This window comes from Phenylobacterium sp. (genome assembly GCF_965229015.1).
In the GTDB taxonomy this organism is placed as follows: Bacteria; Pseudomonadota; Alphaproteobacteria; order Caulobacterales; family Caulobacteraceae; genus Phenylobacterium.
The window spans coordinates 994,715-1,016,064 of record NZ_CBDDIM010000001.1 but is presented as its reverse complement, the minus strand read 5'-3'; the positions used below and the strand labels follow the sequence as shown (position 1 = coordinate 1,016,064).

The 21,350-nt window shown below is 68.2% G+C and carries 18 protein-coding genes; 16 read left to right on the top strand and 2 right to left on the bottom strand.

Going from position 1 to position 21,350, the window contains the following annotated elements; genetic code table 11:
• Window positions 1-21: 21 nt before the first annotated feature.
• The 16 genes from dnaE (at window position 22) to lpxB (ending at window position 18,468) form a co-directional block, all read left to right on the top strand.
• The gene (gene dnaE / locus ACO06I_RS05050) at window positions 22-3,462 is read left to right on the top strand and encodes a DNA polymerase III subunit alpha (RefSeq protein WP_421931507.1); all 3,441 of its coding nucleotides are present in this window, start codon (window positions 22-24) and stop codon (window positions 3,460-3,462) included.
• Between the two features lie 181 nt (window positions 3,463-3,643).
• Window positions 3,644-4,582, top strand: coding sequence for a 30S ribosomal protein S2 (rpsB, locus tag ACO06I_RS05045; RefSeq protein ID WP_421931506.1), 939 nt, complete (start codon window positions 3,644-3,646; stop codon window positions 4,580-4,582).
• Window positions 4,583-4,676: 94 nt separating this feature from the next.
• Window positions 4,677-5,615, top strand: a complete 939-nt coding sequence (gene tsf, locus ACO06I_RS05040) for a translation elongation factor Ts (RefSeq protein WP_421931505.1) — start codon at window positions 4,677-4,679, stop codon at window positions 5,613-5,615.
• Between the two features lie 98 nt (window positions 5,616-5,713).
• Window positions 5,714-6,433, top strand: coding sequence for a UMP kinase (pyrH, locus tag ACO06I_RS05035; RefSeq protein ID WP_421931504.1), 720 nt, complete (start codon window positions 5,714-5,716; stop codon window positions 6,431-6,433).
• Between the two features lie 35 nt (window positions 6,434-6,468).
• Complete coding sequence (gene frr, locus ACO06I_RS05030) at window positions 6,469-7,035, top strand: ribosome recycling factor (protein WP_421931503.1); 567 nt, start codon at window positions 6,469-6,471, stop codon at window positions 7,033-7,035.
• Window positions 7,036-7,073: 38 nt separating this feature from the next.
• The gene (locus ACO06I_RS05025) at window positions 7,074-7,826 is read left to right on the top strand and encodes an isoprenyl transferase (RefSeq protein ID WP_421931502.1); all 753 of its coding nucleotides are present in this window, start codon (window positions 7,074-7,076) and stop codon (window positions 7,824-7,826) included.
• Window positions 7,807-8,649, top strand: a complete 843-nt coding sequence (locus ACO06I_RS05020) for a phosphatidate cytidylyltransferase (RefSeq protein WP_421931501.1) — start codon at window positions 7,807-7,809, stop codon at window positions 8,647-8,649. Before ACO06I_RS05025 ends, ACO06I_RS05020 begins: the two co-directional genes overlap by 20 nt.
• The gene (gene dxr / locus ACO06I_RS05015; protein WP_421931500.1) at window positions 8,637-9,839 is read left to right on the top strand and encodes a 1-deoxy-D-xylulose-5-phosphate reductoisomerase; all 1,203 of its coding nucleotides are present in this window, start codon (window positions 8,637-8,639) and stop codon (window positions 9,837-9,839) included. The genes ACO06I_RS05020 and dxr overlap by 13 nt, the downstream gene beginning before the upstream one ends.
• Before the next feature lie 15 nt (window positions 9,840-9,854).
• Entirely contained in the window at window positions 9,855-11,072 is a 1,218-nt protein-coding gene (gene rseP, locus ACO06I_RS05010) for an RIP metalloprotease RseP (RefSeq protein WP_421931499.1), read from the top strand.
• 29 nt (window positions 11,073-11,101) lie between these two features.
• Complete coding sequence (gene bamA, locus ACO06I_RS05005) at window positions 11,102-13,501, top strand: outer membrane protein assembly factor BamA (RefSeq protein WP_421931498.1); 2,400 nt, start codon at window positions 11,102-11,104, stop codon at window positions 13,499-13,501.
• A gap of 5 nt (window positions 13,502-13,506) precedes the next feature.
• Window positions 13,507-14,133: an OmpH family outer membrane protein gene (locus ACO06I_RS05000; protein ID WP_421931497.1), complete on the top strand. Its 627-nt coding sequence runs from the start codon at window positions 13,507-13,509 to the stop codon at window positions 14,131-14,133.
• A gap of 40 nt (window positions 14,134-14,173) precedes the next feature.
• On the top strand, window positions 14,174-15,196 hold the full coding sequence (gene lpxD, locus ACO06I_RS04995) for a UDP-3-O-(3-hydroxymyristoyl)glucosamine N-acyltransferase (RefSeq protein ID WP_421931496.1): 1,023 nt from the start codon (window positions 14,174-14,176) through the stop codon (window positions 15,194-15,196).
• Window positions 15,193-15,666: a 3-hydroxyacyl-ACP dehydratase FabZ gene (gene fabZ / locus ACO06I_RS04990; RefSeq protein WP_293493195.1), complete on the top strand. Its 474-nt coding sequence runs from the start codon at window positions 15,193-15,195 to the stop codon at window positions 15,664-15,666. The genes lpxD and fabZ overlap by 4 nt, the downstream gene beginning before the upstream one ends.
• Window positions 15,663-16,460 carry an acyl-ACP--UDP-N-acetylglucosamine O-acyltransferase gene (gene lpxA, locus ACO06I_RS04985; RefSeq protein WP_421931495.1) on the top strand — a complete coding sequence of 266 codons (798 nt, stop codon included), beginning with the start codon at window positions 15,663-15,665 and terminating at the stop codon, window positions 16,458-16,460. The genes fabZ and lpxA overlap by 4 nt, the downstream gene beginning before the upstream one ends.
• Before the next feature lie 8 nt (window positions 16,461-16,468).
• Window positions 16,469-17,302 (top strand): UDP-2,3-diacylglucosamine diphosphatase, encoded by an 834-nt coding sequence (gene lpxI, locus ACO06I_RS04980; RefSeq protein WP_421931494.1) that lies wholly within the window; start codon window positions 16,469-16,471, stop codon window positions 17,300-17,302.
• A complete protein-coding gene (gene lpxB / locus ACO06I_RS04975) occupies window positions 17,299-18,468 on the top strand; it encodes a lipid-A-disaccharide synthase (protein WP_421931493.1) in 1,170 nt (389 codons plus the stop codon). Before lpxI ends, lpxB begins: the two co-directional genes overlap by 4 nt.
• A 93-nt stretch (window positions 18,469-18,561) precedes the next feature.
• On the opposite strand, the gene gltA is transcribed toward lpxB, so the two are convergent.
• Together gltA and gltX are read right to left on the bottom strand one after the other, a co-directional pair.
• Window positions 18,562-19,845, bottom strand: coding sequence for a citrate synthase (gltA, locus tag ACO06I_RS04970; RefSeq protein WP_421931492.1), 1,284 nt, complete (start codon window positions 19,843-19,845; stop codon window positions 18,562-18,564).
• Between the two features lie 56 nt (window positions 19,846-19,901).
• Window positions 19,902-21,305, bottom strand: coding sequence for a glutamate--tRNA ligase (gene gltX, locus ACO06I_RS04965; protein ID WP_421931491.1), 1,404 nt, complete (start codon window positions 21,303-21,305; stop codon window positions 19,902-19,904).
• Between the last annotated feature and the right edge of the window lie 45 nt (window positions 21,306-21,350).

The following is a 21,350-nucleotide window of genomic DNA, read 5'->3' as shown; positions in this document are numbered from 1 at the left end:
AATCTGAGAGTGGAGGACGGCGTGAGCGGGCAGGGCGGAGACGGCGGTTTCGTCCATCTGCGGGTGCGCTCGGCCTATTCGCTGCTGGAGGGCGCCATCAAGGCCGACGCGGTCGGCAAGCTGGCGGCCAAGGCCCACATGCCGGCCGTGGCGCTCACCGACCGGGCCAACCTCTTCGGGGCGCTCGAGTTCTCCGTCGCCACCAAGGAGACCGGGGTCCAGCCCATCGTCGGCGTCGCCCTGCCGGTGCGCGGCATCGGCGAGGGGCCGCCGGAGCGTTGGGCCAAGATCCCCACCATCGTCCTGCTGGCCCAGAGCGAGCAGGGCTATCTGCACCTCTCCGAACTGTCCTCGATGGCCTATCTGGACATCGAGCCCACCGACGAGCCCCAGGTCCCCTGGAGCGCCGTCGTCGAGCGGGCCGAGGGGCTGATCCTGCTGTCGGGGGGCGTCGACGGTCCCGTCGATCCCCTGATGGCCTCGGGCAAGACCGCCGAGGGCCAGGCGGCGCTCGCCGAGATGCACCGCGTGTTCGGCGACCGCTTTTATATCGAGCTGCAGCGCCACGGCATGGCCGCCCAGGCCGCCGCCGAGCCCGAGCTGGTGGCCTATGCCTACGAGTTCGACATCCCCCTGGTGGCCACCAACGACGTCTATTTCGGCCCGGCCGAGCTCTACACCGCCCACGAGGCCCTGCTGTGCATCGCCGACGGCGCCTTCATCAGCCAGGAGGACCGCCGCCGGGTGACGCCGGAGCACTGGTTCAAGCCGGCCGAGGACATGCGCAAGCTGTTCGCCGACCTGCCGGAGGCCTGCGACAACACCCTCGATATCGCCCGGCGCTGCGCCTTCATGGTCAAGAAGCGCGACCCCATCCTGCCGCGCTTCCCCACCGTGGCCGGCCGCACCGAGGCCGAGGAGCTGGCCGAGCAGGCCCGCGAAGGGCTGCGCAGGCGGCTGGAGGGCCACATCCTCTCCGGGACCGAGCAGGACTACTGGGACCGGCTGGAGCGCGAGATCGGCGTCATCCAGGCCATGGGCTTCCCCGGCTACTTCCTGATCGTGTCGGATTTCATGAAGTGGGCCGTGGCCCATGACATTCCCGTCGGGCCGGGACGGGGCTCCGGCGCGGGTTCGCTGGTGGCCTGGTCCCTGCTGATCACCGGCCTCGATCCCCTGCGCTACGGCCTGCTGTTCGAGCGGTTCCTGAACCCCGAGCGGGTCTCCATGCCCGACTTCGACATCGACTTCTGCCAGGAGCGGCGGGAGGAGGTGATCTCCTACGTCCAGCAGCGCTACGGCCGCGATCGCGTCGCCCAGATCATCACCTTCGGCACCCTGCAGGCCCGCGCCGTGCTGCGCGACGTCGGCCGGGTGCTGCAACTCCCCCTGGGCCAGGTGGACCGCCTGGCCAAGATGGTTCCGGCCAACCCCGCCAATCCGGTGACGCTGGCCCGCGCCATCGAGATCGAGCCGCGCCTGCGCCAGGCCAAGGACGACGACGAGGCTGTGGCCCAGCTGCTGGAGACCGCCCTCCAGCTCGAGGGCCTCTATCGCAACGCCTCGACCCATGCCGCAGGCGTGGTGATCTCCGACCGTCCGCTCACCGAGCTGACCCCCCTCTACCGCGATCCGCGCTCGGACCTGCCCGCCACCCAGTTCAACATGAAGTGGGTGGAGAGCGCGGGCCTGGTGAAGTTCGACTTCCTGGGCCTGAAGACCCTGACCGTCATCGACCGGGCGCTGAAATATCTCGACAAGCGCGGCGCCCGCATCGACATCGCCACCCTGCCTCTGGACGACGCCAAGACCTACGAGCTGATGAGCGCGGCCCAGACGGTCGGCGTGTTCCAGCTGGAAGGCCAGGGCATGCGCGACACCCTGCGCCAGCTGCGCCCCAACTCCATCGAGGACGTCACCGCCGTCGGCGCGCTGTACCGGCCCGGGCCCATGGACAACATTCCGTTGTTCATCGACTGCAAGTTCGGCCGCAAACCCGTTGATTACCTTCACCCTTCTCTCGAAGTGGTGCTGAAGGAGACCTACGGCGTCATCGTCTATCAGGAACAGGTGATGCAGATCGCCCAGATCCTGGCGGGCTATTCGCTGGGCGAAGCCGACCTGCTGCGCCGGGCCATGGGCAAGAAGAAGAAGGAGGAGATGGAGCAGCAGCGGGCGCGCTTCATTTCCGGCGCGGCCGAAAAGGGCGTCTCCGCCGAGCAGTCGGGGGGCATCTTCGACCTGGTGGACAAGTTCGCGGGCTACGGCTTCAACAAGAGCCACGCGGCCGCCTACGCCCTGATTTCGTATCAAACCGGCTGGTTGAAGGCCAATGCGCCGGCGGAGTTCTTCGCGGCCTCGATGAGCCTCGACATCTCCAACACCGACAAGCTGGCGGTCTTCTACCAGGACGCCAAGAAGTTCGGGGTCAAGATCCGCGCCCCGGACGTCAACCACTCCGCCGCCGACTTCGACGTCGAGGCCGGCGAGGTGGTCTACGCCCTGGGCGGCATCCGCAATGTCGGCCTGCAGGCCATGGAGCACGTCGTCGCCGTCCGCGCCGAGGGCGGGCCCTTCAAGGACATCTTCGACTTCGTCGAGCGGGTCGATCCCAAGCAGGTCAACAAGCGCGCCTTCGAGACCCTGGCCCGGGCCGGCGCCTTCGACACCATCCACGCCAACCGCGCCCAGATCTTCGCCGCCGCCGACGTCCTGGTGGGCTACGGCCAGTCGGTGGCCGCCGAGCGCGCCTCCTCGCAAGGGTCGCTGTTCGGCGGCGACCAGGTGGAGGCCCAGCGGCCCCGCCTGCCCAAGGCCGACACCTGGTCCTCCACCCAGCGCCTGGACGAGGAGCTGGCCGCCGTCGGCTTCTATCTGTCAGGCCACCCCATGGACGACATGGTGCCCGCCCTGCGCCGCAAGCGCGTCGACCTGCTGGCCGATGTCCTGCCCAAGGCCATCGCCGGCGCCGAGGCCTTCCGCATGGCCGGCGTCGTGCGCCGCAAGCAGGAGCGGGCCTCGGCCTCCAGCGGCGAGAAGTTCGCCTTCGTCACCTTCTCCGACCCCACCGGCGAGTTCGAGGTGCTGTTCCCGCCGGAATCCCTGCGCAACGCCCGCGAACTGCTGGAGCCCGGCAAGTGCGTCGGCCTGCGCATCCGCGCCAAGGCCCGCGACGGCGAGGTGCGCTTCTTCGGCGACGGCTGCGAGCCCATCGACCGGGCCATCGAGAACGCCGTGGCCGGGCTTCGCGTCCACCTCGCCCCCCGAAGCGCCGAGATCGAGGCCCTGAAGAAGCGCCTCGAAGGTTCGGTCAACACCCGCGGCGGCGAGGTGATCCTGGTGGCGGCCATCGAGGGCGGCCGCGAGGTGGAGGTCAAGCTGCCCGGCCGCTTCACCCTGGACAACGCCGTGCGCGGCGCGCTCAAGACCTCTCCCGGCGTGGTCTTCGTCGAGGATCTCTAGGCCGCGTCAGGCGTCAACCGCCGCTGGCTATTGCCTTTTCCGGCGTTACGCCCTACATCCGCGCCCATTCCACACGCAGGCGTTTGGCGGTTGGCGGGGAGACATCCCGCCGGTTTCCATTCCGGTCCTCCATCAGGAGGGTTTGTCTGCGGAGGCTAACCGGAAAAAGAGGACCATACATATGGCGCTTCCCGACTTCTCCATGCGTCAGCTCCTGGAAGCTGGCGCCCACTTCGGCCACCAGACCCACCGCTGGAATCCGAAGATGGACCGCTACATCTTTGGTAGCCGCTCCAACATCCACATCATCGACCTCTCCCAGTCGATCCCCCTCCTGCACCAAGCCCTGGTGAAGGTGCGCGAAATCGCCGCCGGCGGTGGCCGCGTGCTGTTCGTCGGCACCAAGCGTCAGGCCTCCGATCCGGTGGCCACCGCCGCCAAGCGCAGCGCCCAGTACTATGTGAACCACCGCTGGCTGGGCGGCACGCTCACCAACTGGCGCACCGTCTCGGGCTCCATCGCCCGCCTGCGCGAGCTGGAAGGCCTGCTGGAAGGCGGCGCCCAAGGCCGGGCCAAGAAGGAACTGCTGAAGCTGACGCGCGAACGCGACAAGCTCGAGCTGTCCCTCGGCGGCATCAAGGACATGGGCGGCATTCCCGACATCATGTTCGTGATCGACACCAACAAGGAAGCGATCGCGATCCTGGAAGCCCGCAAGCTGAACATCCCGGTCATCGCCATCCTCGACACCAACTGCGATCCGGACGGCATCACCTATCCGATCCCGGGCAACGACGACGCCGCGCGCGCCATCCAGCTCTATTGCGACCTGATGGCCGACTCGATCCTCGACGGCCTGGCCGCCGGCCAATCGGCCGCCGGTGTCGACCTGGGCGCCTCCATCGCCCCGATCGAGCCGACGCTCGCCCGTGAGCTGACCCCGGAACCGGTCGTGACCGAAGCCGAGATGGCCGCCCCGGCGGCCGCTCCGGCCCCGGTCGCCGCCCCCGCGCCCGTGGCGGCTGAACCGGCCCCGGCCGAGGTCGCCCCGGCCGCGGCCGAACCGGAGACCACCGCGGCGGAAGCCCCGGCGGCTGAACCGACCGCGACCCAAGAGTAAGCCGGAGGACGCCCTCCGGCGTCGCCGACACGACTACGACATGGCGGGGTCCTAGATGGGCTCCGCCGACCCAATTGATCTGAAGGAGCTCACCATGGCGGAAATCACCGCTGCGCTGGTCAAGGACCTGCGCGAGAAATCCGGCGCGGGCATGATGGACTGCAAGAAGGCCTTGCAGGAAAACGGCGGCGACGTCGAAGCCTCCATCGACTGGCTGCGCACCAAGGGCCTTTCCAAGGCCGCCAAGAAGTCCGACCGCGCCGCGGCCGAGGGCCTCGTGGCCGGCAAGCTCAGCGACGACGGCAAGACCGGCGTCCTGATCGAGCTGAACGCCGAGACCGACTTCGTGTCCAAGAACGACAAGTTCCAGGACGCGGCGCGCGAGTGCGCGACCGTGGCGCTTGGCATCGACGGCGACGTCGACGCCATCTCCGCGGCCAAGACCTCGACGGGCGAAGTGGTGGGTGACGTGATCACCAACCTGATCGCCACCATCGGCGAGAACATGCGCCTGCGTCGCTCGGCGCGTCTGACCGTGTCGCAAGGCGCCGTGGCCCTCTACCTGCACAATGCGCAGGGCGACGGCGTCGGTCGCCTTGGCGTGCTCGTCGCGCTGGAAGGCGCCGGCGACCAGGCGGTGCTGAAGGATGTGGGCCGCAAGATCGCCCTGCACGTGGCCGGCACCCCGACCCCGCCGCTGGCGCTCACCGAGGCCGACCTCGATCCCGCCGCCGTCGAGAAGGAAAAGAAGTTCCTCACCGACCAGGCTCTGGAATCGGGCAAGCCCATCGGCGTCGTCGAGAAGATGATCGAGGGCCGGATCCGCAAGTGGCAGGAAGAAGTGGTGCTGCTGAAGCAGCCCTTCGTCATGAACCCGGACCAGACCATCGAGGGCCTGCTGGCCGAGACCGGCAAGGAACTCGGCGCTCCGGTGACGGTGAAGGGCTTCGTGCGCTTCGCCCTGGGTGAAGGCGTGGAGAAGAAGGTCGACGATTTCGCCGCCGAAGTGGCGTCGATGACCGGCCAGGCCTAAACCACCACCATAAAAAGACGGCCCAAGGGCGTGGTGCGTTCGACGCGCACCACGCCCTTGGTTTATGTAGATACGCCCAAGATTCTCGAGAGCGCCCCATGTCCGACGCCAAGCCGCGCTACAAGAAGATCCTCTTGAAGATGTCGGGCGAGGTCCTGATGGGCGACGCCATGTTCGGCATCGACACCAAGACCATCGAGGCGGTGGCCGAGGACATCAAGGAAGTGGTCGACGCCGGCGTCGAGCTCTGCCTGGTGGTGGGCGGCGGTAACATCTTCCGCGGCGTCTCCCTGGCCGGCAAGGGCATGGACCGCGCCAACGCCGACTATATGGGCATGCTGGCCACGGTGATGAACGCGCTCGCCCTCCAGGGCGCCCTGGAGAAGGCCGGCGTCTATACCCGCGTCCAGTCGGCCATCCCCATGGAGGCGGTCTGCGAGCCCTATATCCGCCGGCGGGCCCAGCGGCACCTGGAGAAGGGCAGGGTGGTGATCTTCGCCGCCGGCCTCGGCGCCCCCTTCTTCACCACCGACACGCCCGCGGCCCTGCGCGCCGCGGAGATGGGCTGCGACGCCCTCTTCAAGGGCACCAGCGTCGATGGGGTCTACACCGCCGATCCCAAGAAGGATCCGAGCGCCAAGCGCTACGAGACCCTCAGCTACCAGGACGTGCTGGCCCAGGACCTGCGGGTCATGGACGCCTCGGCCATCGCCCTGATGCGCGACAACAACGTACCGATCGTGGTGTTCTCGATCCGCGAACGGGGCAACTTCATGAAGGTGCTGAAGGGCCAAGGCGTCTTCACCACCATCGCCTGACCCGCCGACCACTCTAGACTTAGGGAGATGCACCCATGGCCGATGCAGAAAAGCCGGTGCTTTCGCGCTACCGGGACCGCATGGACAAGGCGATCTCCGCCTTGAAGGAAGAATTCGCCAGCCTGCGCACGGGCCGCGCCTCGGCCGGCCTGCTGGATCAGGTGATGGTGGAGGCCTATGGCTCGACCGTGCCCTTGAACCAGGTGGCCGCCGTCAGCGTGCCGGAGCCGCGTTCGATCACCGTCAGTGTCTGGGACAAGGGCATGGTGGTGTCGGTGGAGAAGGCGATCCGTTCGTCGGGCCTCGGCTTCAACCCGGTCAACGAAGGCACGAACCTGCGCATTCCGATTCCGCCGCTCACCGAGGAGCGCCGCAAGGACCTGGCCAAGATCGCGGGCAAATATGCCGAACAGCAGAAGATCGCCGTCCGCAACGTTCGCCGCGACGCCAATGACGACCTGAAGAAGGCCGAGAAGGGCGGGACGATCAACCAGGACGAACAGAAGCGGATGGAGGCCGAGGTCCAGAAGATGACCGACGAGGCCATCAAGCGCGTGGACGAAGCCTTGAAAATCAAAGAGCAAGAGATCATGCAGGTTTAGTCGTCCAGACTGCCGCCAAGGACGAAACGGAAAACCGCATGGCCTCCGCTCCCCCAGAGCCGCCCGAAAAGGACGCGCCGCTGCACGTGGCGATCGTCATGGACGGCAATGGCCGCTGGGCCAAGCGCCGCGGCCTGCCGCGCAAGCTGGGCCACCCCAAGGGGGTGGAGGCGATTCGCAAGGTGGTGGAGGCCGCCCCGGACCTCGGCGTCCGCTGGCTCACCCTCTACGCCTTCTCCACCGAGAACTGGCGCCGCCCCGCCGGGGAGGTGGCCGAGGTGATGCGGCTGCTGAAGCACTATGTGAACAGCGACCTCGAGAAACTGACCCGCGAGGGGGTGAAGGTCCGCATCCTCGGCCGCCGTGAGGGCCTGCCGCCGGACGTCGCCGAGATCGTCGAGCGGGCCGAGACCCGCACCGCCCACAACGACCGCTTCTTCCTGCAGGTGGCCTTCAACTATGGCGGCCGCGCCGACATCGTCGACGCCGCCCGCGCCCTGGTGGCCGACGCCCTGGCCGGCAAGATCGACGCCGCGGCGGTGACCGACGAGGCCTTCGAACAGAGGCTCTCCACCGGTGGCCTGCCGGCGCCGGACCTGGTGGTGCGCACCAGCGGCGAGCAGCGCCTCTCCAACTTCCTCCTGTGGGAGTCGGCCTATTCGGAGTTCGTCTTCCCCGACGTGCTCTGGCCCGACTTCACCCCCGACCACCTGCAGTCGGCGATCGATGAGTTCCACCGGCGCGAGCGCAGGTACGGCGCCGTCGCGGACGATGTCCTTGCCGCCGGCTAAGCGTTTCAACTGGTCCAATCTGGGCGTTCGGGTGGCGTCAGCCACCGTCCTGGTGCCCACCGCCCTGGCGGCGGTCTGGTTTGACACCGGCCTGGCCGCCGGCGGCTGGCCGTTCCTGGTGCTGATCGCCGTGGCCGTCGCCCTGCTGTCCATCGAATGGGGCGGCATGAGCGCGCCCTATGCGCCGGTGCGGGTCTCCACCGCCGTCACCGTGGCGATCCTGGCCGGGGTCTTCCTGGCCCATCGCGACCACATGTGGCTCGCCTGGGCCGGCCTGCTGCTGGGCGGCATAGCCTCGGCCCTGGTGGCGCGCGGCGTGGCCGAGCGGCCCACCGACGCCGCCTTCGGGGTCTTCTATATCGGCATCGCCTGCATCTGCCTGGTCTGGCTGCGGGCCATGCCCCAGGGCCAGTGGTGGACCCTGATGCTGTTCGCCATCACCTGGACCGCCGACATCGCCGCCTTCGCCGTCGGCAGCGCCCTGAAGGGCCCCAAGCTCTGGCCGCGGTTCTCCCCCAACAAGACCTGGTCGGGCTTCGTCGGCGGCCTGGTCTTCGCCATGGCGGTCGGGGCCTTGATGACCATCATCCCCGCCTTCGAGCTGAACATGGCCGCCGGCGCCCTGGTGGGCCTGCTGGGGGGCCTGGCGACCATGGCCGGGGACCTCTGGGAGTCGGCCTTGAAGCGCCGGTTCGGCGTGAAGGACTCCGGCGATCTGATCCCCGGTCACGGCGGGCTGCTGGACCGCGTGGACGGCCTGCTGTTCGCCGTGGTGGTGATCGCCATCGCCCGGCTGGTCAACCACCTGGGGTGGGGACATTGACCCTGCCGCGCCGCATCAGCGTCCTGGGCTGCACCGGGTCGGTGGGGGTCTCCACGCTCGACCTGCTGGAGAAGTCCGGGGCGGAGGTCGAGATGGTCGCCCTGGCGGCCGGCCGGAATGTCCAGGTCCTGGCCGAGCAGGCGCGCCGCTGGCGCCCGAAGCTCGCCGTGATCGAGGACGAGAGCCGCCTGGCCGAACTGCGCGATCGCCTGGCCGGAACCGGAATCGCCACCGCCGCCGGAGCCCAGGCCGTGGTCGAGGCCGCGGACATGGACGCCCAGTGGGTGATGTCGGCCATTGTCGGCTTCGCGGGGCTGGGCCCCACCCTGGCCGCGGCCCGGTCCGGCGCCATCGTGGCGCTGGCCAACAAGGAGAGCCTGGTCTGCGCCGGGCCCCAGCTGCTGCGCATCGCCAAGCTGGCCGGCGGCGTGGTGATCCCGGTGGATTCCGAGCACTCGGCGATCTTCCAGGTCTTCGACCCCATGGTCGCCCAGCACGTCTCGCGCCTGGTGCTCACCGCCTCGGGCGGGCCCTTCCGGGGCTGGTCGCGGGAGCAGATGCGCCTAGCCAGCGTCGAGCAGGCGGTCAATCACCCCAAGTGGGACATGGGGGTGAAGATCTCCATCGACTCGGCCACCATGATGAACAAGGGCCTGGAGATGGTGGAGGCGGCCTATCTGTTCGCCATGCCGCCGGAGCGGGTCGACGTGATCGTCCATCCGCAGTCCATCGTCCATTCCATGGTGGAATATGTCGACGGCTCCACCCTGGCCCAGCTCGGGGCGCCGGACATGCGCACCCCCATCGCCTGCGCGCTCGCCTGGCCCGACCGCCTGCCCTGGCCGGCGCCCCGGCTGGACCTGGCCCAGATCGGCCAGCTCACCTTCGAGGCGCCCGACTACGAGCGATTCCCCGCGCTGCAGCTGGCCAAGGAGGCCCTGGCGGCCGGCGGCGCGGCGCCGGCGGTGATGAACGCCGCCAATGAGGTCGCCGTGGCCGCATTTCTTGACCGTCGGATAGGCTTTCTCGATATTGCCGCAATCGTGGCCGACACACTCCAACGTGTTGAGGCCGAGGGCCTCGCGGGGGAACCCACCGGCGATGTCCTGCAAACGGCGAAGGCGACAGACACCATGGCGCGCCGCGTCGCGGGCGAGGTCGTGGCCCGGCTCGAGCCGGTCGCGCTGTAAGGAGTAGCCTGCGTCATGCTTCAATTCCTCCATACGGCCGTGACCTACATCGTGCCCTTCGTGCTGGTCCTGACCCTGGTGGTCACGGTCCACGAGCTGGGACACTTCTGGGCGGCCAAGAGCTTCGGCGTGGCCGTCGACCGATTCTCCATCGGTTTTGGCCGCTCCATCGCCGCCTGGACCGACCGGTCCGGCGTCGAATGGCGGATCGGCTGGGCGCCGCTGGGCGGCTATGTGCGCTTCGCCGGCGACGAGAATGTCGCCAGCGTGCCCGACCAGGACGACCTGGAGACCCTGCGCCAGTCCATCGTGGCCCGCGAAGGGCAGGGGGGCCTGGCGCGCTACTACCATTTCAAGCCGATCTGGCAGCGCGCGGTGATCGCCGCCGCCGGGCCGATCGCCAATTTCGCCCTCGCAATCGTCCTGTTCGCCGCCCTGATCTTCGCCCTGGGGGAGATGCTCCTGCCGGCAAAGGTCGCTTCTATCACGCCGGGAAGTCCCGCCGCCCAGGCCGGTTTTCGGGCGGGCGATCTCATCGCCGAGGCAAACGGCCGTCCAGTCAGGAGCTTCGTGGATCTCGCTGAAGTCGCCCAGCTTCGCGTGGATCTACCCACGGTTTTCATCGTGCGTCGCGGGACCGAAGACGTTTCCCTGACCGCCACCTCTAAACTGCAGATGCGCTCGGACGGCCTGGGCGGGCAACGGCTGCAGGGCACCCTTGGGATCGTCCCCGCCCAGGCTCGCGAGGACTATATCCACGTCCGCTACAATCCGATCAAAGCCCTTGGCAAAGGCGTCGAGCGGACATGGCGGGTGCTCAGCACCACGGTCTACTATCTCGGCCGAATGGTGACGGGACAGGTGTCCGCCAACCAGTTGAGCGGTCCGCTGGGAATCGCCCGCGTCTCGGGTCAGGTCGCCCAGACAGGGGCGGAGGGTGCGTCCGACATCGGATCACAAGTCCTCGGCTCGGGCGTCGCCCTCTTGGGCTTGGCCGCCGTGCTTTCGGTGGGGATCGGCTTCATGAACCTGCTGCCGGTGCCCGTGCTGGACGGGGGACACCTGCTGTTCTACGCCTACGAAGCTGTGGCCCGCAGGCCTCTCGCGGCCAAGGTTCAGGCCGTGGGCTATCGCGTGGGCCTTGCGCTGTTGCTGGGATTGATGTTGTTCGCGACCTGGAACGATCTGCAGCAACTGCGTGTGTTCAAAATCCTTGGCGGTCTGCTTTCCTGACCCGCCCTTTTCCGTTGACGGCAGAAACGATGCAAAGAACCCGCGCCCGTAGCGCCGCGCTCGCCTCCGGTCTCGCCCTGCTTTTGGGCTCGACCGCGCTTACCCTGCCGAGCCTTGCGTTGGCCCAGGCCGCCGAACAGGGCGGCGTCGTGCAGAGGATCATTGTCGAGGGCAACGAGCGGATCGAGCAGTCGACCGTGCTCTCCTACCTGCCGATCCAGCCCGGTGAGACCGCCGACCCGGCCAAGCTCGACCTGGCCCTGAAGGCCCTGTTCCGCACCGACCTGTTCTCGGACGTGAAGATCAACCTGGTGAACGGCGACCTGACCATCACGGTCGTGGAGAACCCGATCATCAACAAGGTGGTGTTCGAGGGCAATTCCGGCCTGAAGGAAGAGAAGCTGCGCGACGAGGTCACCGTGCGTCCGCGCGGCATCTTCACCCGCGCCAAGGTCCAGGCCGACGTCCAGCGCATCGTCGAGCTCTATCGCCGCTCGGGCCGCATCTCGGCCACGGTGACGCCGAAGATCGTCGAACTGCCCCAGAAGCGCGTGGACCTGATCTTCGAGATCGACGAGGGCCCCAAGAGCGGGGTGCTGCGGGTCAACTTCCTCGGCAACAAGGAATTCTCCGACAACGACCTGCGCGACGTCGTCGTGACCGAGCAGTCGAGCTGGTACAAGTTCTTCTCGTCCAACGCCAACTACGACCCCGACCGCCTGGAGTACGACAAGGAGCAGCTGCGCAAGCACTACCGCAACCGCGGCTTCTACGACTTCCGTGTGATCTCGGCGGTGGCCGAACTGTCCCCGGACAAGAACGGCTTCGTCATCACCTACACCCTCGACGAAGGTCCCGAATACAAGTTCGGCAAGATTTCCGTGGAGACCGAACTTCAGAAGCTGGACAAGGACCTGCTGCTCCAGCTGGTCCCGATCCACTCGGGCGAGCTCTATCAGGACCAGGTGATCGAGAACGCCACCGACGCCCTGACCTTCGCGGCCGGCGCCGCCGGCTTCGCCTCGGTGGACGTGCGTCCGCGCTACGTGGCCAACAAGGAGACCAAGACCGTCGACGTGGTCTTCCAGGTCCGCGAGGGGCCGCGCGTCTATGTCGATCGCATCGACATCGTCGGCAACAGCCAGACCCTGGACTACGTGATCCGCCGCGAACTGAACCTGGTGGAGGGCGACGCCTACAACCGCGCCCTGGTGGACCGGTCGAAGAACAACATCCGCGCGCTCGGCTTCTTCAAGGACGTCGACATCACCGAGATCCCCGGCTCGGCGCCGGACCGCACCAACCTGCAGGTGAAGGTCGAGGAGCAGCCCACCGGCGAACTCTCCTTCAGCGCCGGCTACTCGTCGGTCGACCAACTCGTGCTGGACCTGGGCATCACCCAGCGCAACTTCCGCGGGCGCGGCCAGGACGTCCGGGCCCGCATCTCCGTGGGCTCCCTGCGCCAGCAGCTCGACTTCTCCTTCACCGAGCCGCGCTTCCTGGGCCGCAACCTGCGGGCCGGGGTGGACCTCTATTCCTACCGCTACGACCTGACCGACTATTCGGCCTACCAGACCAGCACCCTGGGCATGAACCTGCGGGCCGGCTTCCCGCTCACCCTCAACTCGTCGATGACCACCCGCTACGTGATCCGCAGCGACGAGGTGAAGATCGACGACTCCTACTGCAATCCGGCCTCGCCGATCGTGTCGCTGTCGCTCTGCGCCCAGCGCGGCTCCTTCGTGACCTCCCTGGTGGGCTATGGCCTGCACCTGGATCGCCGCAACAACCCGATCAACCCGACCCGCGGCTTCTCCGCCGACCTCAGCCAGGACTTGGCCGGCCTGGGCGGCGACGTGAACTACATCCGCACCGACGTGAGCGGCGCCTGGTACCACGGGTTCAACAAGGACTTCATCCTCAGCGTCACCGGCCAGGGCGGCTACATCGCCGGCTGGAACGGCGACACCATCCGGATCAACGACCGCTCCTATAAGGGCGGCAACAGCTTCCGCGGCTTCGAGACCGCGGGCATCGGGCCGCGTGACACCAACTTCGCCCGCAGCGACGCGCTCGGCGGCCGCGCCTACGCCATCGGCTCGGTGGAGCTGACCATCCCGACCTTCGTGCCCGAGCAGTACGGCATCAAGGCCGCCCTGTTCACCGACTTCGGCACCGTCGGGCTGCTGGATGATGTGGACAAGGAATACCAACCGGGCGCGATTAATCCCGCCACAAATCTTCCCTATCCTGCCGGAACGCGTGACCCGTTGATCTTCGATGATCTGTCGTTGCGCGCCACAGCCGGTCTGTCGGTGTTCTGGAAGTCTCCGATGGGTCCCATCCGCTTCGACTTCAGCCAAGTTTTGGCCAAAGAAGCCTACGACAAGACCGAAACCTTCCGTTTCTCCACTTCAACGAAGTTCTGACCCCCATGACGATCAAAAATCTTGTCGCGGCGACCTGTGTCGCTGCGCTTTCGCTCACCGCGAGCTCGCAGGCCTTCGCCCAGGCCGCCGCTCCGGCCATCACTCACGGACCGGCCATTCCGGGCGTCTGCGTCATGTCGATCGAGGGCGTCATCGGCTCCTCGACCGTGGGCAAGTACGTCCAGACCCGCCTGCAACAGATCGCGACCCAGGTCGGCGCCGAGCTGAAGGCCGAGGAAGCCGCCATCCAGAACGACGCCAAGGCCCTCGACGCCCGCAAGGCCTCGATGGACCAGGGCGCCTTCGAGAAGGCCGCCGCCGACCTGCAGGTCCGGGCCAACGCCTATCAGCGCAAGGCCCAGCTGCGTGAACGCGAGATGCAGGCCACCCAGCAGAAGGCGCTTGGCCGCGTCGGCCAGGAGCTGGACCCGATCATCCGTCAGGTCTACCAGCAGCGTCAGTGCAGCGTGCTGCTGCAGCGGGACGCCCTGGTCATCGCCAACCCGGCCATGGATATCAGCCCGACCATGACCACGGCGCTGAACGCCAAGATCACCCAGTTCGCTTTCGACCGCGAACGCCTGGACCAACCGGCCGCGGCCCCGCAAGCTGCGGCTCCCGTCCGCAAGTAGGACGACTCGGGCTATGCGCGGGTCGAGCTGAGAGTGCTTGATGCCTGACCCGCGCTTTTTCGAAGATCTGGGCCCCGTCTCCCTGACGGAGCTCGCCGAGCTGACCGGGGCCGAGATTTCGGCCCCGGGGGCCGGTGCGTCCCGCGTGGCGCGTGTCGCCATCCTGGCGCGGGCCACCCCCGACAGCATCACCTATTTCTCCGACCGCAAGCTCGCCTCCGACCTGGCCGAGACCCGGGCGGCGGCCTGCTTCGTGGGGGCCCGCGACGTCGACCTGGTTCCCCAGGGCTGCGTGGCCCTGGTCACCCGCCAGCCCACCGCCGCCTACGCCATGTCCGCCCTGCGCCTGCACCGGCCGCGCCACCACCTGGGCGAGGCGGTGTCGCGGGACGCCAAGCTGGAGGCCGGGGTCGTGCTCGGTCCCGGCGTGGTGATCGGACCGGGGGCGGAGATCGGCGCCAACACCGTCATCGGCGCCAACACCGTCATCGGCCCCGGCGTCGCCGTCGGCCGAGACGGCCAGATCGGGCCCAATGTCACCATCCACTGCGCCCTGCTGGGCGACCGGGTGAAGATCCTGGCCGGCGCGGTCATCGGCGAGGCCGGCTTCGGCGCCACCGCCGGCCCCAAGGGGGTCATCGACATCCCCCAGCTGGGCCGGGTCATCCTGCAGGACGGCGTCACCATCGGCGCCAACAGCTGCGTCGACCGCGGGGCCTATGACGACACGGTCCTGGGGGAGAACACCAAGATCGATAACCTGGTGCAGATCGCCCACAATGTCCGCGTCGGCCGCAACTGCGTGATGGCCGCCCACACCGGGATTTCCGGCAGCGTCACCATCGGCGACGGCTCGGCCTTCGGCGGGCGCGCCGGTGTCGCCGACCACGTCATCATCGGCGAGGGGGCCCAGGTGGGCGCCGCGTCCGGCGTGCTGCGGGACATCCCGCCGGGCGCGATCGTGGGCGGCTATCCGGCCATGCCCATGCGACAATGGCTGCGCGAAGTCGCCTGGCTGAGCAAGTCGGCGGCCAAGCGCCGCCGGGAGGAACCTGATCAATGAGCCGCAAGGCCCCCGTCAACGAATCTCCCACCGAGATCGACATCACCGAGATCGTGAAGCGTATCCCGCATCGCTATCCCTTCCTGCTGGTCGATCGCTGCGAGGACTACAAGCCCAGCGAGTCCATCGTCGGCATCAAGTGCGTGACCATCAACGAGCCCTTCTTCCAGGGTCACTTCCCCGACTATCCGGTCATGCCCGGCGTGCTGATCATCGAGGCCCTGGCCCAGACCGGCGCGGTGCTGATGTCCAAGTCCCTTGAGGTGGACGTGGCCGGCAAGACCATCTTCTTCGTCTCGGTGGACAACGGCCGCTTCCGCCAGCCCGTGCGGCCCGGCGACGTCCTGCGCCTGAACGTCAAGGTCATCCGCGCCCGCGGCGACCTCTTCAAGTTCCAGGGTCAGGCCATGGTCGGCGACAAGGTCGCCGCCGAATGCGAGTTCGCCGCCATGGTGGTGGCCACCCAATGACCGCCCAGATCCACCCCAACGCCATCGTCGCCGACGGCGCCGAACTGGGGGAAGGCGTCGTCGTCGGCCCCTTCTGCACCGTGGGCCCCAATGTCCGGCTGGGCGCCAACACCCGGCTCGTCTCCCACATCGTCGTCGACGGCCATACCGAGCTTGGGGAGGACAACACCGTCTATCCCTTCGCCATGCTCGGCGGCCCGCCGCAGCACACCGCCTACAAGGGCGAGCCCACCAAGCTGGTGATCGGCGACCGCAACACCATCCGCGAGCACGCCACCATGAACGTCGGCACGGTCGGCGGCGGCGGGGTCACCAGCGTCGGCTCGGACGGCTTCTACATGATCGAAAGCCACGTGGCCCATGACTGCAAGGTCGGCGACCACGTGATCCTCACCAAGCAGGCCACCCTGGGCGGTCACTGCCAGATCGGCGATTATGTCATCGTCGGCGGCCTGGCGGCCGTGCACCAGTACACCCGGGTCGGGCGCCACGCGATGATCGGCGGCTTGGCGGCCGTGGTGAAGGACGTCATCCCCTACGGCTCGGTCTGGGGCAACCACGCCCACCTCGAGGGCCTGAACCTGGTGGGCTTGAAGCGCCGCGGCTTCAGCCGCGAGACCATCAACACCATGCGCGCGGCCTACCGCATGCTGTTCGCCGACGAAGGCACCTTCCAGGAGCGCCTGGACGACACCGTCGAGACCTATGCCAGCTGCGACGAGGTGCTGGAGATCATCGACTTCATCCGCGCCGACGGCAGCCGTCCCCTGTGCCTGCCCGAGCGCGAGGTCTAGTCCCAGCCATGCGCAAGCTGGGCCTGATCGCCGGCGGCGGCACGCTTCCCCTGGAGATCGCCGAGCATTGCGAACAGGAAGGCCGCCCGGTGTTCGTCGCCCGCCTCAAGGGCTTCGCCGGACCTGAGCTGAACCGCTTCCCCGGCGCCGACGTGGGCCTGGCCGAGGTGGGCAAGACCATCAAGGCGCTCAAGCGCGCCGGGTGCCAGGCGGTCTGCCTGGTGGGCAATGTCAGCCGGCCCGACTTCAAGGCCCTGAAGCCCGACCTGCGCGGCCTGGCCATGCTGCCGGCGGTGATCGCCGCGGCCCGCCATGGCGACGACGCCCTGCTGCGGGTGGTGCTGGACGAGTTCGCCAAGGAGGGCTTCGTCATCGAGGGCGCCCACGAGGCCAAGAGCGACCTGTCCCTGGCCAAGGGACCGCTGGGCAAGGTCGCCCCGGGGCCCGAGCACACGGCCGACATCGAGCGCGCCCTGCTGGTGGCCCGGGAGATCGGCCGCCTGGACGTGGGGCAGGGGGCTGTGGTCTGCGACGGCCTGGTCCTGGCCGTGGAGGCCCAGGAGGGCACCGACGCCATGCTGCGCCGTGTCGCCCATGAGATTCCCACCGCCATCCGCGGGGTCCCCGGCGCCTATCGTGGCGTGCTGGCCAAGGCGCCCAAGCCGATCCAGGAGACCCGCGTCGACCTGCCCACCATCGGCCTGGCCACCGTGCAGCGCGCCGCCGCCGCGGGCCTGGCCGGCATCGTGGGGGAGGCCGGCCGCCTGCTGGTCCTCGACCGCGAGGCGGTGATCGAGATGGCCGACGAACTGGGCCTGTTCATCGTGGGCGTCGAGCCATGACCAAACCCCTCTGCGTGATGCTGGTGGCCACGGAGGCCTCCGGCGACGACCGTGGCGCGGGGCTGGCCAAGTCCCTTCGCGCCCGGCTCGGCGACAAGGTCCGCTTCATCGGCGCCGGTGGGGCCCAGATGGCCGCCCAGGGCGTCGAAAGCCTGTTCGACATCGCCCAGCTCTCCATCCTCGGCGTCGTGGACGCGCTCGCCGTCTATCCCCGCGCCATGAAACTGGTGGACCAGACCGTGGCCCTGGCCGCGCGGGAGAAGCCCGACGTCGTGGTCCTGATCGACTCCTGGGCCTTCAGCCTGCGGGTCGCCAACCGCCTGCGCAAGCTCGACCCCGCCATTCCCCTGGTGAAGTACGTCGCTCCCCAGGTCTGGGCCTGGCGGCGGGGACGGGCCAAGGTCCTGGCCCGTTCGGTGGACCACCTGCTCTCCATCCACACCTTCGACGCCCCCTATTTCGAGGCCGAGGGCCTGCCCACCACCTTCGTCGGCAACGCCGCCCTGAAGGTCGACTTCTCCGCCGCCGATCCGGCCCGTCTGCGCGCCGAGTACAAGATCGCCCCCGAGGCGCCGATCCTGCTGGTCCTGCCCGGCAGCCGGCCCAGCGAGATCAACCGGGTCCTGCCGCCCTTCGCCGAGGCGGCCCTGCTGCTCAAGGCCAGCCGCCCGGACCTGGAGATCGTCATTCCCGCCGCCCCCACCGTCGCCGAGGCGGTGAAGGCCCAGGTGGCCGGCTGGCCGCGCCGCGCCCATGTGGTGGAAGGCGAGCAGGCCAAGCTGGACTCGATGAAGGCCGCCACCGTGGCCATGGCCTGCTCGGGCACGGTGACCATCGAACTGGCCCTGGCCGGATGCCCGATGGTGATCGGCTACCGGATCGACAAGCTGACCTACGCCCTGGTCAACCGCCTGGTGCGCCGGCCCATCACCCTGTTCAACATCGCCGCCGGCGAGATCGTGGCCCCCGAACTGATCCAGGACGATTGCACGCCCCAGGCCCTGGCCCGCGAGATCGCCCTGCGCCTGGAAGACCCGGCGCTCCGCGCCCGCCAGGTGGCGGCTCAGTTCGCCGCCCTGGAGACCATGGGGCGCGGCGGTCCCGACCCCTCCGACGCCGCCGCCGACGCCATCCTCAAGATCCTGGCCGAACGCACGCCGGCCTGACGGCTCGGAGTCGCCAACTGCGCCATCCGGACAAAGAAAATCCGCCGCGCCTGGGGCGCGGCGGATGATCTGTCCTGGCGTTGGAGGCGGGCCTTAGCCGCGCTTGTCGATCGCCGTGTAGTCGCGGAGCGGGGCGCCGGTATAGATTTGGCGCGGACGGCCGATCTTCTGCAACGGATCCTCGATCATTTCCTTCCACTGGGCGATCCAGCCGACGGTGCGGGCCACGGCGAACAGCACGGTGAACATCTCGGGCGGGAAGCCCAGGGCGCGCAGGGTGATGCCGGAATAGAAGTCGACGTTCGGATAGAGCTTGCGCTCGATGAAGTAGGGGTCGGAGAGCGCGATCTTCTCCAGCTCCATGGCGACCTTCAGCAACGGGTCGTCGGAGTGGCCGACTTCGGCCAGGACTTCATGGCAGGTCTTCTGCATGACCGTCGCGCGCGGGTCGTAGTTCTTGTAGACCCGGTGACCGAAGCCCATCAGGCGATAGCGGCGGTCCTTCACGCCCTGGACGTATTCGGGGATGCGATCGACGGTGCCGATCTCCTTGAGCATGTTCAGCGCCTCTTCGTTGGCGCCGCCGTGGCTGGGGCCCCAGAGGCAGGCGATGCCGGCCGCGATGCAGGCGAAGGGGTTGGCGCCCGAGGAGCCGGCCAGACGCACCGTCGAGGTGGAGGCGTTCTGCTCGTGGTCGGCGTGCAGGATGAAGATGCGGTCCATGGCCCGCGTCAGCACCGGGTTCGGGACCCAATCCTCGGCCGGGACCGAGAAGCACATGCGCAGGAAGTTCTCGGCGTAGGACAGGTCGTTGCGCGGATGCACGAAGGGCTGGCCACGGAAGTACTTGAAGGCCCGCGCCGCGATGGTCGGCATCTTGGCGATCAGCCGGTGCGACGAGATCATCCGCTGCTCGGGATCCTCGACGTTGGTGCTGTCATGATAGAAGGCCGACAGGGCGCCGACCGCGCCGACCATGATCGCCATCGGGTGAGCATCCCGGCGGAAGCCCTGGAAAAAGCGATCGAACTGCTCGTGCAGCATGGTGTGGTAGGTGATGGTCTTCTCGAACTGCTCGGCCTCGGCCGCGTTCGGCAGCTCGCCGTGCAGCAGCAGGTAGCAGACCTCCAGGAAGCTCGACTTCTCGGCCAGCTGGTCGATCGGATAACCGCGGTGCAGCAAAACGCCCGCGTCCCCGTCGATGAAGGTGATCTTGCTCTCGCAGCTCGCCGTGGAGGTGAAGCCGGGGTCGTAGGTGAAGACGTCGGCCTCGGCGTAGAGCTTGCGGATATCAACGACGGCCGGGCCGTCGACGCCCTTCAGAATCGGGAGTTCAACGGTCTTTGAGCCGATGCTCATTTTCGCCATGTCGGCCATGCCATCCCCTTCGCATGTCTGGAACAAAACGCCTGTTTGGCGAGCCTTATACCGGCTTACGCAGCGGGCGAAAGGGCATCGTCAAGCCGACCGAGACTTTCCGCTTTTCCGAGGCTTACCAAGGCGCCGGCGAGATCGGGCGCGGGCGACCCGCCCGACAGGACGCCACGTAAGGCTGGGCCGATCTTTCCAAGGCCCACGCCCTCGCTTTCGGCGAAGGCGCGCAGGGCCGCCTCGAGGGCGACGACCTCCCACTCGGCCTGGCCTGCGAGGTTTTGGCGCAGGCGCGCGAAGCGCGCGCGGGTCTCGTCGTTCAGCAGGGCGAGCGTCTTCTCGGGCAGTTCGAGGGGCCGCCGCTTCAGGGCGAAGACCACAGCGTCGGCCAACTCCAGGAGGGTCTTGGCGCCGTCCCGGACCAGCGGAATGGTGCGGTGCAGGATGTCGGTGTCGCCGTCGTGCAGGGTCTCGCCCCGGCTCTTCAGGACGCGCACGGTCAGGTCGGTCAGCCGGCCGATCTCCGCCTGGCGCAGATAGTGGTTGTTGATGTGGTTCAGCTTGGCCCAGTCCAGCCGGGCCGGGGCGCTGACCACGTCGGTGACGTCGAACCAGGCCTGGGCCTGCTCGTCGGAGAAGATCTCGTCGTCCCCGTGGCCCCAGCCGAGCCGCGCCAGGTAGTTGCGCATGGCCTCGGGCAGGTAGCCCATGTCGTCGAACTCGCTCACCGCCTGGGCGCCGTGCCGCTTGGACAGCTTGGCGCCGTCGGGGCCGTGGATCATCGGCAGGTGGGCCCAGACCGGCACTTCCCAGCCCAGGGCCTCGTAGATCAGGGTCTGGCGGGCGGCGTTGTTCAGGTGGTCGTCGCCGCGGATCACGTGGGTGATCCCCATCTCGTGGTCATCGACGATGACCGCGAGGTTGTAGGTCGGCGTGCCGTCGGTCCGCAGGATGATGAGGTCGTCCAGGTCCTTGTTCTTGAAGGTCACGTCGCCCTTCACCAGGTCGTGGATGACTGTCTCACCCTCCTGCGGGCCCTTGAAGCGCACCACGAAGGGACGGTCGTTGAAGTTGGCGTCCTGGTCGCGCCAGGGCGAGCGCACCGCCCGGCCCTCGGCGCGGGCGATCTCGCGCTCTGCGGTCAACTCGTCAGGCGTCATGTAGTCGCGATAGGCCCGGCCGCGGGACAGCAGCTCCTGGGCCGCCAGGACGTGGCGGTCGGCGCGCGCGGCCTGGAAGACCGGCTCCTCGTCAGGCGTCAGCCCCAGCCAGGCCATGCCGTCGAAGATCGCCTGGACGGCGGGCAGGGTGGAGCGCTCGCGGTCGGTGTCCTCGATGCGCAACAGGAACTTGCCGCCCATGCGCTTGGCGTAAAGCCAGTTGAACAGGGCCGTGCGGGCCGTGCCAATATGCATGTAGCCGGTGGGCGAGGGGGCGATACGGGTGACGACGGGACGGTCGGACATCGAGCTCGGGACTATGGGTGAGGCGGCGTCGGCGGAGGCCGACGC

What these genes read in the sequence shown, in the direction of transcription:
- bamA (WP_421931498.1), top strand. Translation starts at nt 11,102, where the DNA reads ATGCAAAGAACCCGCGCCCGTAGCGCCGCGCTCGCCTCCGGTCTCGCC.
- frr (WP_421931503.1), top strand. Translation starts at nt 6,469, where the DNA reads ATGGCCGATGCAGAAAAGCCGGTGCTTTCGCGCTACCGGGACCGCATG.
- gltX (WP_421931491.1), bottom strand. Translation starts at nt 21,305, where the DNA reads ATGTCCGACCGTCCCGTCGTCACCCGTATCGCCCCCTCGCCCACCGGC.
- rpsB (WP_421931506.1), top strand. Translation starts at nt 3,644, where the DNA reads ATGGCGCTTCCCGACTTCTCCATGCGTCAGCTCCTGGAAGCTGGCGCC.
- ACO06I_RS05020 (WP_421931501.1), top strand. Translation starts at nt 7,807, where the DNA reads ATGTCCTTGCCGCCGGCTAAGCGTTTCAACTGGTCCAATCTGGGCGTT.
- lpxA (WP_421931495.1), top strand. Translation starts at nt 15,663, where the DNA reads ATGACCGCCCAGATCCACCCCAACGCCATCGTCGCCGACGGCGCCGAA.
- rseP (WP_421931499.1), top strand. Translation starts at nt 9,855, where the DNA reads ATGCTTCAATTCCTCCATACGGCCGTGACCTACATCGTGCCCTTCGTG.
- tsf (WP_421931505.1), top strand. Translation starts at nt 4,677, where the DNA reads ATGGCGGAAATCACCGCTGCGCTGGTCAAGGACCTGCGCGAGAAATCC.
- gltA (WP_421931492.1), bottom strand. Translation starts at nt 19,845, where the DNA reads ATGGCCGACATGGCGAAAATGAGCATCGGCTCAAAGACCGTTGAACTC.
- ACO06I_RS05000 (WP_421931497.1), top strand. Translation starts at nt 13,507, where the DNA reads ATGACGATCAAAAATCTTGTCGCGGCGACCTGTGTCGCTGCGCTTTCG.
- fabZ (WP_293493195.1), top strand. Translation starts at nt 15,193, where the DNA reads ATGAGCCGCAAGGCCCCCGTCAACGAATCTCCCACCGAGATCGACATC.
- lpxB (WP_421931493.1), top strand. Translation starts at nt 17,299, where the DNA reads ATGACCAAACCCCTCTGCGTGATGCTGGTGGCCACGGAGGCCTCCGGC.
- lpxI (WP_421931494.1), top strand. Translation starts at nt 16,469, where the DNA reads ATGCGCAAGCTGGGCCTGATCGCCGGCGGCGGCACGCTTCCCCTGGAG.
- pyrH (WP_421931504.1), top strand. Translation starts at nt 5,714, where the DNA reads ATGTCCGACGCCAAGCCGCGCTACAAGAAGATCCTCTTGAAGATGTCG.
- lpxD (WP_421931496.1), top strand. Translation starts at nt 14,174, where the DNA reads ATGCCTGACCCGCGCTTTTTCGAAGATCTGGGCCCCGTCTCCCTGACG.
- ACO06I_RS05025 (WP_421931502.1), top strand. Translation starts at nt 7,074, where the DNA reads ATGGCCTCCGCTCCCCCAGAGCCGCCCGAAAAGGACGCGCCGCTGCAC.